Annotated in this window: 18 protein-coding genes; 8 read left to right on the top strand and 10 right to left on the bottom strand. The window is 75.1% G+C overall.

What is annotated here, in order from left to right; genetic code table 11:
* Positions 1–42: 42 nt before the first annotated feature.
* Positions 43–1,992 carry an acetate--CoA ligase gene (gene acs, locus CRP29_RS04175; protein WP_097193737.1) on the bottom strand — a complete coding sequence of 650 codons (1,950 nt, stop codon included), beginning with the start codon at positions 1,990–1,992 and terminating at the stop codon, positions 43–45.
* Between the two features lie 137 nt (positions 1,993–2,129).
* On the opposite strand from acs, the gene CRP29_RS04170 reads away from it, so the two are divergent.
* Positions 2,130–2,834 carry a (2Fe-2S)-binding protein gene (locus CRP29_RS04170; protein ID WP_097193736.1) on the top strand — a complete coding sequence of 235 codons (705 nt, stop codon included), beginning with the start codon at positions 2,130–2,132 and terminating at the stop codon, positions 2,832–2,834.
* A gap of 4 nt (positions 2,835–2,838) precedes the next feature.
* Here CRP29_RS04170 and CRP29_RS04165 read toward each other — a convergent pair whose 3' ends face one another.
* Genes CRP29_RS04165 through CRP29_RS04150 form a run of 4 tightly spaced genes read right to left on the bottom strand, consistent with a single transcriptional unit; the run spans position 2,839 to position 6,053 of the window.
* Positions 2,839–4,002 carry an acyl-CoA dehydrogenase family protein gene (locus CRP29_RS04165; RefSeq protein WP_097193735.1) on the bottom strand — a complete coding sequence of 388 codons (1,164 nt, stop codon included), beginning with the start codon at positions 4,000–4,002 and terminating at the stop codon, positions 2,839–2,841.
* 4 nt (positions 4,003–4,006) lie between these two features.
* Positions 4,007–4,393, bottom strand: coding sequence for a DUF202 domain-containing protein (locus CRP29_RS04160; RefSeq protein WP_097193734.1), 387 nt, complete (start codon positions 4,391–4,393; stop codon positions 4,007–4,009).
* Positions 4,393–4,752 carry a YidH family protein gene (locus tag CRP29_RS04155; RefSeq protein ID WP_097193733.1) on the bottom strand — a complete coding sequence of 120 codons (360 nt, stop codon included), beginning with the start codon at positions 4,750–4,752 and terminating at the stop codon, positions 4,393–4,395. The genes CRP29_RS04160 and CRP29_RS04155 overlap by 1 nt, the downstream gene beginning before the upstream one ends.
* Complete coding sequence (locus CRP29_RS04150; protein WP_097193732.1) at positions 4,752–6,053, bottom strand: alkyl sulfatase dimerization domain-containing protein; 1,302 nt, start codon at positions 6,051–6,053, stop codon at positions 4,752–4,754. The genes CRP29_RS04155 and CRP29_RS04150 overlap by 1 nt, the downstream gene beginning before the upstream one ends.
* A 75-nt stretch (positions 6,054–6,128) precedes the next feature.
* Between CRP29_RS04150 and CRP29_RS04145 the strand changes: the two genes are divergently transcribed.
* The 4 genes from CRP29_RS04145 to CRP29_RS22380 all read left to right on the top strand — a co-directional run bounded on the left by CRP29_RS04145 (position 6,129) and on the right by CRP29_RS22380 (position 10,530).
* Positions 6,129–7,283, top strand: a complete 1,155-nt coding sequence (locus CRP29_RS04145) for a PucR family transcriptional regulator (protein ID WP_097193731.1) — start codon at positions 6,129–6,131, stop codon at positions 7,281–7,283.
* Between the two features lie 217 nt (positions 7,284–7,500).
* Entirely contained in the window at positions 7,501–8,376 is an 876-nt protein-coding gene (locus CRP29_RS04140) for a hypothetical protein (protein WP_097193730.1), read from the top strand.
* On the top strand, positions 8,354–8,998 hold the full coding sequence (locus CRP29_RS04135) for a class F sortase (RefSeq protein ID WP_141437040.1): 645 nt from the start codon (positions 8,354–8,356) through the stop codon (positions 8,996–8,998). Before CRP29_RS04140 ends, CRP29_RS04135 begins: the two co-directional genes overlap by 23 nt.
* A 41-nt stretch (positions 8,999–9,039) precedes the next feature.
* The gene (locus CRP29_RS22380) at positions 9,040–10,530 is read left to right on the top strand and encodes an HNH endonuclease signature motif containing protein (RefSeq protein ID WP_097193728.1); all 1,491 of its coding nucleotides are present in this window, start codon (positions 9,040–9,042) and stop codon (positions 10,528–10,530) included.
* 28 nt (positions 10,531–10,558) lie between these two features.
* Here the strand turns inward: CRP29_RS22380 and cobA are convergent, their stop codons facing one another.
* Both cobA and cobT read right to left on the bottom strand, forming a co-directional pair.
* Positions 10,559–11,812, bottom strand: a complete 1,254-nt coding sequence (cobA, locus tag CRP29_RS04125; RefSeq protein ID WP_097193727.1) for a uroporphyrinogen-III C-methyltransferase — start codon at positions 11,810–11,812, stop codon at positions 10,559–10,561.
* The gene (cobT, locus tag CRP29_RS04120) at positions 11,812–12,858 is read right to left on the bottom strand and encodes a nicotinate-nucleotide--dimethylbenzimidazole phosphoribosyltransferase (RefSeq protein WP_245852506.1); all 1,047 of its coding nucleotides are present in this window, start codon (positions 12,856–12,858) and stop codon (positions 11,812–11,814) included. The genes cobA and cobT overlap by 1 nt, the downstream gene beginning before the upstream one ends.
* A 241-nt stretch (positions 12,859–13,099) precedes the next feature.
* Between cobT and CRP29_RS04115 the strand changes: the two genes are divergently transcribed.
* Positions 13,100–13,315: a hypothetical protein gene (locus CRP29_RS04115; protein WP_245852414.1), complete on the top strand. Its 216-nt coding sequence runs from the start codon at positions 13,100–13,102 to the stop codon at positions 13,313–13,315.
* Positions 13,316–13,325: 10 nt separating this feature from the next.
* Here CRP29_RS04115 and CRP29_RS04110 read toward each other — a convergent pair whose 3' ends face one another.
* Positions 13,326–13,808: a type II toxin-antitoxin system PemK/MazF family toxin gene (locus CRP29_RS04110; RefSeq protein ID WP_097193725.1), complete on the bottom strand. Its 483-nt coding sequence runs from the start codon at positions 13,806–13,808 to the stop codon at positions 13,326–13,328.
* 173 nt (positions 13,809–13,981) lie between these two features.
* Between CRP29_RS04110 and CRP29_RS22375 the strand changes: the two genes are divergently transcribed.
* Positions 13,982–14,179, top strand: a complete 198-nt coding sequence (locus tag CRP29_RS22375) for a hypothetical protein (protein WP_141437039.1) — start codon at positions 13,982–13,984, stop codon at positions 14,177–14,179.
* A gap of 4 nt (positions 14,180–14,183) precedes the next feature.
* Here CRP29_RS22375 and CRP29_RS22575 read toward each other — a convergent pair whose 3' ends face one another.
* Entirely contained in the window at positions 14,184–14,609 is a 426-nt protein-coding gene (locus tag CRP29_RS22575) for a VOC family protein (protein WP_097193724.1), read from the bottom strand.
* A gap of 65 nt (positions 14,610–14,674) precedes the next feature.
* A complete protein-coding gene (locus tag CRP29_RS04100) occupies positions 14,675–15,310 on the bottom strand; it encodes an MSMEG_1061 family FMN-dependent PPOX-type flavoprotein (protein ID WP_245852412.1) in 636 nt (211 codons plus the stop codon).
* 40 nt (positions 15,311–15,350) lie between these two features.
* Between CRP29_RS04100 and CRP29_RS04095 the strand changes: the two genes are divergently transcribed.
* Positions 15,351–15,731 carry an acyl-CoA thioesterase gene (locus tag CRP29_RS04095; RefSeq protein WP_097194098.1) on the top strand — a complete coding sequence of 127 codons (381 nt, stop codon included), beginning with the start codon at positions 15,351–15,353 and terminating at the stop codon, positions 15,729–15,731.
* Positions 15,732–15,738 lie beyond the last annotated feature (7 nt).

Here is a 15,738-nt window from a genome sequence, read left to right as displayed (position 1 = left end):
CGCGCGCCCCCGCGTCCCGGAAGGGACGCGGAGGCGGCCGCTTCAGTCCTCCGAGGGGGCTGCGGGCAGCTTGTCCTTGATCAGGTTCATCACCGACGAGTCGGTCAGCGTGGTGACGTCGCCGAGCTCGCGGTTCTCGGCGATGTCGCGGAGCAGCCGCCGCATGATCTTGCCCGACCGGGTCTTGGGCAGCTCCTGCACGACCATGATCTGCCGGGGCTTGGCGATCGGGCCGATGTCCTTGCCGACGTGGTTGCGCAGCGTCTGCACCAGCTCGTCGCCGGAGTCCACGCCGCTCTCGCGCAGGATGACGAAGGCGACGATGCCCTGGCCGGTGGTCGGGTCGGTGGCGCCCACGACCGCCGCCTCGGCGACCGCCGGGTGCCCGACCAGCGAGGACTCCACCTCGGTCGTGGAGATCCGGTGCCCGGACACGTTCATGACGTCGTCCACCCGGCCGAGCAGCCAGATGTTGCCGTCGGCGTCCTTCTTGGCGCCGTCCCCGGCGAAGTAGACGTTCTTCCCGAACCGCGACCAGTAGGTGTCGACGTAGCGGTCGTCGTCGCCCCAGATGGTGCGCAGCATCGACGGCCACGGCTCGGTGAGCACGAGCAGACCGGTCGAGTCGTCGGAGAGCTCGTTGCCCTCGTCGTCGACGACCTTGGCGGAGATCCCCGGGAAGGGCACCTGCGCCGAGCCCGGGACCAGCGAGGTCACGCCGGGCAGCGGGTTGATCATGTGGCCGCCGGTCTCGGTCTGCCACCAGGTGTCGACGATCGGGCAGCGGCCCCCGCCGACGTGCTCGTGGTACCAGAGCCAGGCCTCGGGGTTGATCGGCTCACCGACCGAGCCGAGCACCCGCAGAGTGGAGAGGTCGAAGCCCTTCGGGACGTCCTCGCCCCACTTCATGAACGTCCGGATGACGGTCGGGGCGGTGTAGAGGATGGTCACGCCGTACTTCTGGATGATCTCCCACCAGCGGCCGCGGTGCGGCGTCTCGGGGGTGCCCTCGTACATGACCGAGGTGGCCCGGTTGGAGAGCGGGCCGTAGACGATGTAGCTGTGGCCGGTGACCCAGCCGACGTCGGCGGCGGTCCAGAAGACGTCGTCGTCGGGCTTGAGGTCGAAGCTCGCCCAGTGCGTGAAGCTGACCTGGGTCAGGTAGCCGCCGGTGGTGTGCAGGATGCCCTTGGGCTTCGCCGTCGTCCCGGACGTGTACATGATGTAGAGCGGGTGCTCGGCGTCGAAGGACTCCGGCTCGTGCTCGGGGGACTGCCGCTCCACGACGTCGTCCCACCACAGGTCGCGGCCCTCGGTCCACTCCACGTCCTGGCCGGTGCGCTTGACCACGACGACGTTGCGGACGCCGGGGCTGCGGCTCACGGCGTCGTCCACGGCCGGCTTGAGCGCGCTGGGCGCACCGCGCCGGTAGCCGCCGTCGGAGGTGATGACCAGGACGGCGCCGGAGTCGTCGAGCCGGCTGGCGAGGGCGTCGGCGGAGAAACCGCCGAAGACCACCATGTGGACGGCGCCGATGCGGGCGCAGGCCAGCATGGAGATGACCGCCTCGGGGATCATCGGCAGGTAGATCGCGACGCGGTCACCCGCGTTCACCCCGAGCTCGAGCAGCGCGTTCGCGGCCTTGCACACCTCGTCCTGCAGCTGGGCGTAGGTGATCGTGCGGGTGTCGCCCGGCTCGCCCTCCCAGTGGTAGGCGACCTGGTCGCCGTGGCCGTCCTCGACGTGCCGGTCGACGCAGTTGTAGGCGACGTTGAGCTTGCCGCCGACGAACCACTTGGCGAACGGCGGGTTGCTCCAGTCGAGCACCTCGTCCCAGTCCTGGGTCCAGGTGAGCCGGCGGGCCTGCTTCGCCCAGAAGGCGAGCCGGTCGGCCGCGGCCTCCTCGTAGATCTCGGGGCCCACGTTGGCCCGGGCGGCGATCGCCTCGGGCGGGGAGAAGGTCCGGCCCCCGGTCTCGGTCGTCTCGCTCATGCCTACCTCCGTGTCCGGCGTCGCACGGAACCGGCGACGCAGCGTGGCTCGGATCACCGTATGGCCTCTCGTGCCTGCCCGTCTGCCCCGGGACGGCGGGCGGGCGGTTCCGTGCGGCGGCCGGTCAGACTGGCGGGGTGCGGACGCCGGAGCAGGACGCCGTGGCCGGCCGGCTGCGCGGAGCCGCGTCGCTCGGGCTGGTCGTCCCGCCGGGCACGGCCCTGGTGCCCGGCGTCCGGTTCGCCGACCCCGCGTGGACGGCGCAGGTGCTCGATGCCCGCACCCCGCGGCGGGGGCCGGTCGAGCGGGGAACGGTCGCGACGGTGTGGTGGTACTCGGCCTCGACGGTGCTGGTGACCCCGTCCCTGGCCGGGCTGGTCGCCGGGATCCCGCTGTCGGCCCGGCTCGCCGACCTGACCGTGGCCCTGCTGCCCGGTCCCACCCCGATCGCGGCGGTGGCTCCGACCGGCGCGGCCGACCCGGCGGCGGACCTGCGCGGGACGCTGGCCGCGGTCGTCGCCGCCGTCGCCGAGGCGGGCGGGGTGCGGGAGCGCCCGCTGTGGGCGATCGCCACCGATGCCCTGGCCAACGCGCTGCTCACGCTGGGGCGGGCCACCGGCCGGGTGCCCGAGGTGACCGCCCTCGCCCGGCCGCTGGCCGAGGCGATCGGGACGCCGCTGCCGCTGCCGCGCTACGAGGACGTCGGCCGGGCCCGCTTCACCCGCCGGGCGTCCTGCTGCCTGCTGTACCGCATGCCGGCCGGGTCGCTGTGCACGTCGTGCCCCCGCCGCCCGCCGGCCGAGCGGCACGCCCTGCTGGAGGACGTCGCCCGCCGCTGGTGAGCGCTCAGGGGGAGTGCCGCACGTCCCGGAACGGCACGTCGCGGTCCACCTCGGGTTCGCGGGGCAGGCCGAGCAGCCGCTCGCCGATGATGTTCCGCTGGATCTGGTCGGTGCCGCCGCCGATCGAGGTGAAGTAGGCGTTCATCGAGGCGAAGTTCGCGTCGTCGCCGTCGGGGTGTGCGGGCCCCTCCAGCAGCGCCTCGGCGCCGACGATCGCGGACTGCACGCGGCCGGTCTCGTGCACGATGCGCGACATCGCCAGCTTGCCCAGCGAGGCGAGCGGGGAGGAGCTGCCCTGCTCGAGCTGCGCCTGCGCCCGCTGGTTGGTCCAGCGGTTGACCGCGCGCAGCGCGTGCACGCGGGCGATGTCGCGGCGCAGCAGCACGTCGTCCGCGCGGCCGTGCCGGCGGGCGAGCTCGACCAGGTCGGTCTCGCCCCGCCCGTTCGCGCGGGTGCTGGCGCCGAGGTTGGCCTGGCCGAGGGCGACCCGCTCGTAGGCCAGCGCGGTCTGCAGCACCCGCCAGCCCTCTCCCGGTGCGCCCAGGAGGTTCTCCGCCGGCACCCGGGCGCCGGTCAGGAACACCTCGTTGAAGTGCGCCTCCCCGGTGATCTGCCGCAGCGGCCGGACCTCCACCCCGGGCTGGGCCATGGGGAGGAAGAAGAAGCCCAGGCCCCGGTGCTTGGGGACGCCCGCGTCGGTGCGGGCCAGCAGCATCCCGTAGTCCGCGCCGGCCGCGTTCGACGTCCAGACCTTCTGCCCGTCGACGACGTACTCGTCGCCGTCGAGCACCGCGGTGGTGCGCACGCCGGCGAGGTCGGACCCGGCGCTCGGCTCGCTGTAGAGCAGGCACATCCGCACCCGGTTCTCCAGGAGCGGGCGCAGCAGCCGCCCCCGCAGCCCGGCCGTGCCGTAGGTGAGCAGGGTGTTGGCCCACAGGTTCGTGCGGTCCTGCCCGCTGCCCGGCGCGCCTGCCCGCGCGAACTCGGCCTCCACGATGCGGGCCTGGTCCTCGGCGAGCTCCCGGCCGAACGCCGCGGCGGGCCAGCGCGGCACGGCGTACCCGGCGTCCACGACGGCGGCCGCCCACGCGGTCCGGTCCGCCGCCGGATCCCAGTGCGCCGCCAGCCAGGCGCGGACCTCGGTGCGGACCTCGTCGTCGCTGCTCATCGGGTCAGGGTCGCAGCACGACCGTGGCCAGCGCCATCACGCCGACCAGGAGGATCAGCGCCGTCACCGCCGCGAAGAGGCGGGCGTCGGGCAGCGACTCCTCCCGGCGCAGCCGCGCGTCGGCGGTGTGGTGGCGCAGCGCCGCACGGGCCCCGATGACCGCGACGAGCACAGTCGTGCAGGCGGCCAGCGCCACGGCCGCGACCGGGGAGCGGTCCAGGAGCAGGCGGCCGATCAGCAGGGAGGCGCCGTAGCCGGAGAGCACCGTCCGGCGCCAGGCCAGCGTCGTCCGCTCGAGCTGCAGTCCCGGATCCCAGGGGGCGGGCCCCGACGGGGTGGCCGGGGAACGGCGCAGGAGCCGGGGACGGACGCGGCCGGCGAGACGTGCCATCAGAGCAGGATGAGGAGCACCAGGCCGAGAGCCACCACCGCGATGCCCGCGGCCAGCACCGTCCCGAGGCCCAGGCCGGGCAGCGGCTCCTGCCGTCGCATCGCGCGCTCGTTGGCCATCCACCGGGCGAAGGCCGCCGCGCTGGCTGCCATGCCCAGGACGATGAGGGCCGCCGCGAGCGGCCGGTACCCGTCGGCCTCGGCGTCCCCCGACTCGGCCAGGACGTCGACGGCGACGCCGGCGACCACCAGCGCCAGCGCCGTCCGCAGCCAGGCCAGGAAGGTGCGCTCGTTGGCGAAGGTGAACCGCGGGTCCGGTTCGGCGCCCTCCCCGTAGACCCGTGCCGGCCAGCGCCCCACTAGTCCTGCTTCGGCGCCAGGAGCCGCGCCGACGGCCCCGCCTGCGGACCGGTCCCGTCGATGACCTTGCGCGACTCGGCCGCCGCCCAGGTGAAGATCCCGCGCGCCATGAGCGACTCCTCCTCCTTGGCCCGGGCGCCGTAGACCTCGGCGCGGGCGGCGTGCGCGGTCGCGTCGCCGGCGTCGGCCTGCACGGCCAGCTCGGCGAAGTGTGCGGCCAGGCGCAGCTCCCCGGCGTCGGCGTAGCGGCGGGCGACGTCGGCCAGCGCCGTCGAGCCGCCGGCCAGCTCCGCCACGGCGGCGGCGAGCTGCGCGTCGGGCGCCGGCTTGAGGTTGGCCGGGTTGCCGTCGTACCAGCCGGCGTAGCGCCGCCAGAGGTTGCGGACGATGAACTCCGGCTCGTCGTAGCGCGCCCGGAGGTAGGGCCGGTCGGCGAGGTGCGCCGGGGGAGTGATCGCGTGCACCAGCTCGTCGAGCCGGGCGCCGGAGTTCATCCCGTCCAGCGTCTGCTCGACCAGGCTCTCCAGCCACTCGGCGGTCTCGGTGAGCGCCTGCCGGATGCGGTCGGCGCCGAAGATCGGGGCGCCGTGCGAGGGCAGCATGATCTCCGCGCCCAGCGCCGCCATCCGGCGCATGGCGATGGCCCACTCGCGCGGATAGCGCTGCACCTTCTGCGGGTTGCCGCAGTTGGGCGTGACCCAGATGAACATGTCGCCGGGGCAGAGGATCCGCTGTTCGGGCAGCCAGGCCACGGTGGCGTCGTCGGTCTCGCCCTGGACGTGGAACAGCTCCATCGTCAGCCCGCCGCGGGTCAGCGTCATGCCGTCCCGGTAGGTGACGTCGGGACGGCGGTACTCGGTGGGCCAGGTGAGCTGCGGCGCCTGGAACTGCCGCTGGTTGATGACGGCGTTGTAGCCGTTGGTGAGGACGTAGCGGTCGAACCGGTCGCCGATCAGCTCCTGGGCGACGACGATCGGCCGGGGGGAGCTCTCCGCGTCGAACGGCCCCACGCCGAAGACGTGGTCGATGTGCCCGTGCGAGAAGACGACGGTGCTCACCGGGTCGGGGCTCCACTGCCGGACCGCGCCGTGCAGGGCCTGCGCGCCCATGGGGTTGCCGCTGTCGAAGAGGATCAGCTCCCCGTTCGCGCGGAAGGTGATCACGTTGCCGAAGCCGGGGTGGAAGCCCACGCCGTCGGCGACCTCGAGCACGCCCGACCCGCCCGAGCCGCTCTGCGCGATGTTGTCGTCGGCCGCGCCGTTCCAGACGTCGTCGGCGTAGTCCGTGAGGGAGCGCGTCATGGCGTCCACCGTGGCGGCTGGCGACCGGCCGGGCAACAGGCCGTGGCGCCAGGTCGGTCGGCCTATCGTTGTGAGATGTCACAGCCGAGGAGCGACGACGGTGTCGAGGCGCGGGCCGCCGCGCTCGCCGCCCGGCTCGTGCCGCAGGTACCCGCGCTCGCCCGGCGGGTGGTCGACCGGATCCGCGCCGAGGTGCCCGGCTTCGAGTCGCTGCCCGGCGAGGTGCAGGACCTGGAGGTGGCCGCGACGGCGCGCTCGGCGATCCGGGCCTTCCTCCAGCACGCCCAGGGCCTCCCGGGCTCCAGGACGGGGCTGTCTGAGGAGCGGGCCGTGCAGCGGGCGGAGGAGGGCATCCCGCTGGCGGCGCTGGTGCAGACCTACCTCCTGGGCGCCGAGGTGGTCGTGGATGCGCTCGCCGCGGCGGCCGGGCCGGACGACGCGGCCGCGGTGCTGCACCTGACCCGCGAGCAGCTGCGCGCCGTGGGCCTGGCCGTCACCCGGGTGGCCGAGGCCTACCTGGCCGGCGCCGCCGACCAGCACGTCGCCGTCCGCGAGCTCACCTGGGCGCTCGTCCGGGGGGAGCGGCCGGAGGACGTCGCCGCCCGCTACGGGCTGCCGCTGGAGAACGGCTACCTGGTCCTCCGCGTGCGGGCTGCGCACGGCGGTGACCGGCAGGCCGCCCGCGCCGCGCTGCGCTGGGTGCTCGCGCGGACGGCGCCCCGCGCCGGCGGCCGGGCGCTGAGCCTGCGCGACGACCTCGGCGGCTTCGTGCTGCTGCCCCCGTCGTTCCCGGTCGAGGAGCTCACGCGGCCCGCCTCGTCCGGCGACGCGGTTCCCGTCGTGGGGGTCGCGCCGGCCGCCGCGCCGGCGGACGTCCCCGCGGCCGCGGCGCGGGCCGACCGGATCGCCGCCGTGGCGGGACGGCCGGGGATCCACCGGCTCTCCGACGTGCTCCTCGAGTACCACCTCACCGGACCGCTCGACAGCGCCGCGGAGGTGGCCGCGGTCCTGGAGCCGCTGGCCGGGCACCCCGACCTGCTGCCCACCCTGGTCGCCTTCCTCGGCGCCGACCTGAACCGGCGCGGCGCCGCTCAGGACCTGGGCGTGCACGCCAACACGGTGGACAACCGGCTGGAGCGCATCGGCGAGCTGACCGGCGTGGACCCCCGCTCGGCGCGCGGCATCCAGCTGTTCGGGGCTGCGATCGCGGTGCGCCGGGCCATCTCCTGAGGTCGGCGGCTCCGGCGCGCCCGGGGGGTGGGAACGGTCCGTCCCGTTCTGATCGCGTGGAGTAACGGCACACGTGCGTCACAGGTAAATCCCAGGCCGTCGGCTGGCGGGCCCGTGGACCCCTCCGGACAGTGAGGGCGCTCACTCACTTGTTCGTAACCGGGGGTCACACTTGTCTCTGCGCCGTTCCTCCTCGTCACCCGGGCGACGCGCCCTCGTGGCGACCGGCCTCGCCGCGGCGTTGGTCGCCGTTCCCGCTGGTACGGCCGCTGCGGCCGACCCGGTCGACACCGTGACCGGCTTCCTGGACGGGCTGGCGGCCGAGGCGCCGTCGGCCCAGACGGCCCCCGGGGTGCCCGCCTTCGAGGTGCCCCCGGCGATCCGGGCCGCCTTCCAGCAGCTGGCGGACGCCGCGATGCTGCCGGAGAACTGCGTGGACGGTGTCGCGGACGCCATCGAGCTGATCCTGAACGGCCTGATCGCGCTGCCGCTGGAGCTCGCCGACGTGCTCGCCGACCTGCTGGCCCTCCTCGGCGGCGGCGGGGCGCCGTTGCCCGGTGACCTGGCGGCGCTGCAGGAGCTGCTCGAGGAACTGCTCGGCGGCCTGACGGACGCGCCGCCCGCCGCCGCTCCGGTGGCCGCGGACGACGCGTCCGCCCTGGACCTGCCGATCCCCGTTCCCGGTGCCGAGACCCCCGAGGAGCAGCCCGGCGAGGAGCTGCCCGACGAGGAGATCCCGGGCGGCGAGAGCCCTGAGCTCCCGACGCTGATCGACGGCCTGCTCGCGCTCGGCGCGGCGCTCCAGGCGTGCGTCCCGGCGGCCGCCGCCCCGGCCGAGACGCCGAAGCCGACCACCCCGCCGGTCTCCGCCCCCACTCAGCAGCCGCCGGCGGCCACCCCGGCGCCGCACACCCCCGCGCCGGCGGCGCAGCCGGTCGCCTACCTAGGCTACGCCCCGACCGGCGCCGACTCGGCCCGGGCCGACGACACCTCGGTGCCGCTGACCGCCGTCGCAGGCGGGCTGGTGCTCCTGGCGGGCGCGGGTGCGGCCGGACACTGGATGCGGGGCCGTGCGGTTCGTACGGGGGATTGATGTCCGTACCGTCGGCGCCTTCCTGGTGGTGCTGGCGGTAGGAATCGGCATGCTGCTGCTCGTCGCCGGGCGGCCGGATGCGGGTGCGACCCCGCAGCCGGCCCCCGGAGCGTCGGCACCGCTCGACGGGGGACCCGTCGGGCCCATCCAGCCGGCGGCGCTGAGCATTCCGGCGATCGGGGTGGACACCCCCGTGGAGTCCCGCGGGACCGTGCGCTACGAGAACCCGTTCACCGGTCAGATGGTCGACGGCTACGGGGTGCCCGAGTCGATGGCGACCACGTCGTGGTGGTCGGACGGCCCGCTGCCCGGCTCCGGCCAGATGGCGGTCATCCTCGGCCATCAGCAGGCCGGCGGAGGGGCGGTCTTCGACCGGCTGCACACGCTGAGCCCCGGGGACGAGGTCACCCTCCGCGACGGCACCGGCGCCGTGCTGCGGCTGCAGGTGCTGGGCGAGCCGGTGACGGGCCTGGACAAGGCCACGTCCGCGCTGTCGGACACGCTCAACGGGCATCCGGCGGACGCCGACGTCGCGCTCGTGACCTGCGGCGGGGAGTTCGTGGAGGACGCCGGGACCAGCACGGACAACACGGTGGTGTTCGCGACGGTCATCGAGGGCTGAGCCCAGCCGAAACTGTCGGACCCCGAACGTATGTTCGATGCATGACGGTGACCGACTCGACGAGCCCGCCGGAAGGTGGGCTGGTCGAGTGGTGGCTGCACCAGCCGCCGTCGGTCGACCGCTTCCCGATCGAGCTGCTGACGTCCGAGGAGGTGGTCGTCGAGCTGCAGCGGGTGCAGGCCCAGAAGGCGATGCAGGCGGCCTACGAGGCGGAGCTGGTGATGGCGCTGGCCGCCGCCCGGCCGGATACCGACGACCCGCCGCCGGGACACCCCGGTGCTCGGCGGCGGGGTGCGGGGTCGCCGGTGCCGGGGACGTCGGAGTTCCTGCCCGACGAGCTGGCGATGGTGCTCAACTGCGGTGGCCCCTACGCGACCGGGAGGCTGTCCGACGCCTACCAGCTGGTGGAGCGGATGCCGGCCGTGCACGCGGCGCGGGCGGCCGGTCGGCTGGACGACTACCGGGCGCGGATCTTCGCCGACGTCCTCGGCACCGCCTCGGACGAGGTCATCGCGGTGGTGGTGCCCGCGGTGCTACCGGTCGCGGCCTCGATCTCGTCGGGGAAGCTGCGGAAGAAGCTGATCGCCGCCGCAATCGCGGCGGACGAGGAGTTCGCCGAGCGGCGCCGGATCGAGGCCGAACGCCGCGCCGCGGTCCGGCTGTACCCGACGGCGGACGGCATGTCGGCGCTCACGACCGAGGCACCCTCGGCCGTGGCGGCGGCGATGTGGTCGGTCATCGACCAGGCCGCCCAGCTGGCGAAGACCGCCGGGGATGACCGGCCCATCGGAGTCCTGCGCGCCGAGGCGCACGCGGCGCTGGTGCTGGGCACGCGGGACGACGACCGACCGGCGATCACCGGCCACCTGACGATCACCGCGCCTCTGGCAACCCTGGGGGGACAGTGCGAGCCGGTCGACGCTGCATGGATGCCGACCGTGGCCGGCGCCCCGGTCACCGCTGCCCACCTGCGCGAACTACTGACCCAGCTGGGCGCTCTCGGTGTGCAGGCACCGCCCGGCGGCAGCCTCGCGCTGGCGCTCACCGACGACGACGGCGCCCTGCTGGCCACCGCGAGCCTCGCCGAACTCACCCGGCTCGTCGCCCGCGGCTGCGCAGAGCACGGGAAGGCCGCCGACTGCGACTGCGACTGCCCCGTCCTCGGCCCACCACCCGAAGTGCCCGGCTACAGCCACACCGCAGCCCAGGAACGCTTCCTCCGGCTCCGCGACCGCACCTGCCGCCACCCCGGCTGCGGCCAGCCCGCCGCCCGCACCGACGCCGACCACGTCGTGGCCTACGACTGCGGCGGACGAACCAGCTGCGACAACCTCTGCTGCCTGTGCCGCAGCCACCACCGGCTCAAGACCTTCGCCCGCGGCTGGCGCTTCCGCATGGACCCCGACGGCACCCTGCACGTGACGACCCCGTCGGGCATCACCAGGAGCACCCGACCACCGGGGCTCCGCGATCAGCGGGCGCTACCGCCACCGCGACCGAGCCCGGTCGACGACGACCCACCGCCGTTCTGAGGCGCCGTCCGAGGGGCGGCGAGGCAGGTCAGGCGGGGGTGACGTCGGGTGCCAGCGAGACGACCGGGCCCACGACCCAGACCGACGGCGGCCGGATGTCGGCCGTCGCGAGGATGCCGGGCAGCCCGGCCAGCGTCGTGCGCACCGTGCGCTGCGTGGGCATCGAGCCGTCGCTGACGACGGCCACCGGCGTCGCGGGGTCCCGGCCGTGCTCGACCAGAGCCGCGGCGATGGCCGGCGCGGTGTCCACGCCCATGAGCACGACCACGGTGCCGCGCAGCCGGGCGATCGCCGACCAGTCGACCAGCGAGCTGGGATGGCCGGGTGGCAGGTGGCCGGAGACGACGACGAACTCGTGGGTCAGCCCCCGGTGGGTGACCGGGATGCCGGCCAGGGCGGGCACGGCGATCGCGCTGGTGACGCCGGGGACCACCTCGACGGGCACCCCCGCCGCCACGCACGCCTCGACCTCCTCCATGCCGCGGCCGAACACGAACGGGTCGCCACCCTTGAGCCGCACCACCCGCTTGCCGGCCAGCGCCCGGTCGACGAGCAGCTCGTTGATCTGCTCCTGCGCCATCGAGCGCCCGCGCGGCAGCTTCGAGGCGTCGATCACCTCGACGTCCGGGGGCAGGGATGCCAGCAGGGACAGCGGCGCGAGGTGGTCGGCGACGACGACGTCGGCCTGTGCCACGGCCTGCCGCCCGCGCACGGTGATCAGGGCGGGATCGCCCGGCCCACCGCCCACCAGCACGACGCTCCCGGCCCGCCCGGCCGCGACCGCACGCGAGGTCCGGTCGGCGACCGTGCCGTCGGTCAGCCCGGCGAGCACCGCGTCGCGCACGGCGATCGCCCGCTGCGGGTCGCCGCCGCCGTGGACGCCGACGACCAGGTCGCCGTGCCGCCCGGTGGCGGGCGTCCAGACACTGGAGGCGGCGCGGTCGTCGGCGCGCGCGCAGAAGATCCGGGCGGCCTCGGCCTCGGCCGCGACGGCACCGTTGACGGCGGGGTCGTCGGTCGCCGCCACCGCGTACCAGGCGCCGTCGAGGTCGCCGGGCTGGTAGGCCCGCTGCACCCAGGTGAGCGTGCCCGGCGCGACCAGCGCCTCGAGGGCCGCGGTCACCTCGGGGCTGACCACCGTCACCCGCGCCTGCGCCTCCAGCAGCCCGGCCACCCGGCGGTGCGCGACCTGCCCGCCACCCACGACCACCACCCGCCGGTCCCGCAGGCGCAGGCCGACGGGGTACACGACGCCGGTCACCGGGTGGACGGGGGAGGCCATCAGTTCTTCTCGGTCACGCCGGCAGAGTCGAACGTCGCGACGTCGCGCAGCGCGCGGGCGGCGCTCTGGACCAGCGGGAGCGCCAGCAGGGCGCCGGTGCCCTCCCCGAGCCGCAGGTCCAGGCCGAGCAGCGGGCGCAGCCCGAGCGCCTCCAGGGCGACCGCGTGCCCCGGCTCGACCGAGGTGTGCCCGGCCAGCGCGTACTCCATCGCGGTCGGGCAGAGCACCGCGGCCACGAGCGCGGCGGAGCCGGCGATCGCGCCGTCCAGGAGCACCGGCACCCGGGCGGCCGCCGCACCGAGCACGAACCCGGCGAGACCGGCGTGCTCCAGGCCACCGACCTCGGCGAGCACCGCCAGCGCCGCCGCGGGGGTCGTCGGGCGCGACGGGACGCGGGCCACCGCCCGGCTGACCACCTCGACCTTGCGGGCCAGGGTCGGGTCGTCGATGCCGGTGCCGCGCCCGGTCGCGGATGCCGGGGTGGCGCCGGTGAAGGCGCAGACCAGGGCGGCCGAGGCCGTGGTGTTGGCGATGCCCATGTCCCCGGTGACCAGGCAGCCGCTGCCGTCGGCGGCCAGCGCCGTCGCCACCTCGATGCCGGACTCGACCGCCCGGCACGCCTCGTCGAGGGTCATCGCCGGACCGACGGCGAGGTCGGCGGTACCGCGCCGCACCTTGCGGTCGAGCAGCGCCGGCGTGGCCTCCAGCGTGGCCGCAACCCCGACGTCCACCACGACGACCCGTGCCCCGAGGCCGGCGGCGAACGCGTTCACCACGGCTCCGCCGGCCAGGAAGTTGGCCACCATCTGCGCGGTGACCTCCTGCGGCCACGGCGTCACACCCTGGGCGTGCACCCCGTGGTCCCCGGCGAAGACCGCCACGGTGGCGGGTTCGGGCAGCGGTGGCGGGCAGGTCCCGGCGATGCCGGCCAGCTGGGCGGCGACGTCCTCGAGCACGCCGAGCGAGCCCGGCGGCTTGGTCATCCGGTCCAGCCGCTCGCGCGCGGCCCGTTCGGCCGCCGCGTCCCGGGGGTGGACGGCGGCGATGGTGTCGCCGAGGAGGGTGCCGGCGAAAGGGGCGGATGCGGTGCTCAGCGGAACTCCTCGGGACGCGGGAACGGCGTCAAGGATCGCAGACCGCCGCCCGGCCGCCTCGGGCCGCGCGTCGGGCGCACGCTGGCCGCCCGGCGCGGTCCGCGCCTACCCTGGCTGGTCGCGGAACGAGCGAGGGAGTGCCGAACTGTCCGAGGACGCTGGAACCGGGGCCGAGCCGGCCGACGACGACGCCGTGCTGTTGTTCGTCGGCGGCCCGTTGGACGGCCGCGTCGAGATCCGCAGGGCCTGCCACGGCGAGCCCCTGCCCACGGTGACGCACGTGCACCTGCACGGCGGGCCGAAGGTCGTGCACCGCTACGACCTGCAGACGCTCGCGGACGGAGCCGGGGTCTACACCGTGCGCCCGCGCGCGCAGCACCCCGTGCCCGACGACGCCGTCCCCGACTGAACGGCGCCGCTCACCAGCCCTGCACGCGGCGGGCGTCGGCGACGACGCGGTCGAAGCGCGCCCGGTCGAGGGCCGCGCCCTCGCGTCGCACCGCGTCCGGCGGGAGCTCCAGCAGCCGGTCCAGGCGGACCTCGCTGGGCCGCCCGCGCTCGTCCCAGGCGCCGGTGCCGAGGTCGGTCCAGATCCGCCCGAAGCGCGCCTCGTCGGTGGCGTCGCGGTCGTGGTCCTGACTGCTGAGGATCAGCCCGAGCAGGCGCTCGCCGCGGCGCCCGATGACCAGCACCGGACGGTCCTTACCGCGGCCGTCGCCCTCGTCGTAGGGCACCCACGCCCACACGATCTCGCCGGGATCGGCGGCGTCGTCGTCCCGTGGCCGGTACTCGACGTCCGGCCCCGACCGCGGAGCCGGACGGCCAGCGGCCGGTGGGGCGGGACGCCGGAGGAGGGCCAGGACCGACCGGGCCGCCGACCGGAACCCCCGCTGCGCTGCCATGCCCGCACGCTACGGGCACCCGGCCGCGCGGCCGCCCCAGGTGTCCCGTGTGACTCATGGGCACCATCTGGTCACCGAGTGGTTAGGGAACTCGATCGGTGGGAATCAGGCACCACACGGGGTCGGTCGTGGCGTGCGTTCGTGGCCGGGGTCCCGGGAGAAGAGGGATCCCCATGACGTCGGCAGAGCCGGCTCGGCCCGCCGTCCCCCGCGCAGGAGAGGTGCAGGCGAGCGTGCTCGCCGCCCTCCAGCTCGTCGAGGACGCGCGCCACCGGGACGGCGGTCGCAGACGCCGGGTCCAGCGCGCCCGCGTGCTCGCGGAGCGGGCGGTGGCCGACCGCCGGCTGCAGCGCGACCTGCCCGAGCACTGAACCGTCAGGCGACGCAGAACTCGTTGCCCTGGGGATCGGCCAGCGTCGCCCACTCCATCGGCCCCTGCGACTCCCGCCAGAGCTCCGTCGCGCCGAGCGCGACCAGCCGGGCGATCTCGGCCTCCCGCCGCCCGGGCCCCACGCGCACGTCGAGGTGCACCCGGTTCTTGACCGTCTTCGGCTCCGGGACCCGCTGGAAGAGCACCCGCGGCCGCCCCGGGTCCGGTGAGGTGATGGCCGCGCCCAGCGCCCAGACCAGCGCACCGCGGTGGCGCATCGTGTCGGCCTCGCTCGCGGCGCCGGCCTGCACCATGCGGGTGATGAACGCCTCGTCCTGGGGTTCCACCTGCCACCCCAGCGCCTCGGCCCACCAGTCGGCGAGCTCGTGCGGAGCGTTCGAATCGACGACGACCTGGAGATCGAATGTCATGCGGGGACGCTAGGACACCCCACCGACGACATCGGCGGCCGTCCTCCTGCCGTTCCAGGGCCGTCCTACAGCTCCTGCGCCAGGTCCGCCCAGATGGTCGCGTCGTCGGGGAGGTCCGCCTCGAGCGCGCAGTGGTCCTTGATCACCCGGCCGAACGGGGTCAGCGTCGTGGGCGCCACCCGCTGCTCGGGATCCCACAGCCCCGAGCGCATGACCGACTTGGGGCACTGGAAGAAGGCGCGGCGCACGGTCATCACCAGTACCGACAGCGGCGCCCGGTCGAACTCGGTGAGGTCGACGTCGAGCTCCTCGGGCCGGAGCAGCGCCGTCGTCCCGTAGACGCGCAGCGTCTGGTCGACACCGGGGACGAAGAACATCAACGCCGCCCTCGGGTTCACCGTGAGGTTGCGCAGGCTGTCCACGCGGTTGTTGCCGGGACGGTCGGGCAGCGCGAGGCGGTGCTCGTCGAGCACGTGCACGAAGCCCCGGTCGCCGCCGCGGGGGGAGATCTCCGGCCAGCCCTCCGGATCCGCGGTGGCCAGCGTGGCGAAGGGCGAGTGCGCGATGAACTCGCGGCAGTGCGGATCGAGGTGGTCGATCACCTTGTCCAGCACGAGCCCGCCCGGGGTGCGGTACCCGGCGAGCACCGCACGATCAGCGGGCTCGGCGGGCGGGGCGGCAGGTGCGGCGACAGGATCCACGCGAGGACGGTATCGGTCGGCCCCGTTAGCGTGGCGCCTCGTGTCCCAGGTGTGGAGTGCCCCCGTCCGGTTCGCCGAGTGCGACATGCAGGGCATCGTCTTCAACGCCCACTACCTGGTCTGGGCCGACGAGGCGCTGACCCCGTGGTGGGTCGAGCAGGGCATCGACTGGTCGGCCTACCGCGGCCATCAGTACGTCGTCGTCGCGAGCACCCTGGAGTGGCGCTCCTCGGCGCGGCACGGCGACACCGTGACCGTCGACGCCGCGCTGGAGAAGCTCGGCCGGACCAGCCTGACCGTGCGGTTCGAGATCCGCGTCGGCGAGCGGCTGTGCTGCACCGTGCGCACGACCTACGTCTGCCTCAGCGACGGCGCGTCGACGGCGTGGCCCGACGACCTCCGGGCGCGCCTGGCGGCCTGACCGCGCC

Source organism: Blastococcus aggregatus, assembly GCF_900221005.1.
In the GTDB taxonomy this organism is placed as follows: Bacteria; Actinomycetota; Actinomycetes; order Mycobacteriales; family Geodermatophilaceae; genus Blastococcus; species Blastococcus aggregatus.
This window is presented reverse-complemented; position numbering and strand designations above follow the sequence as displayed.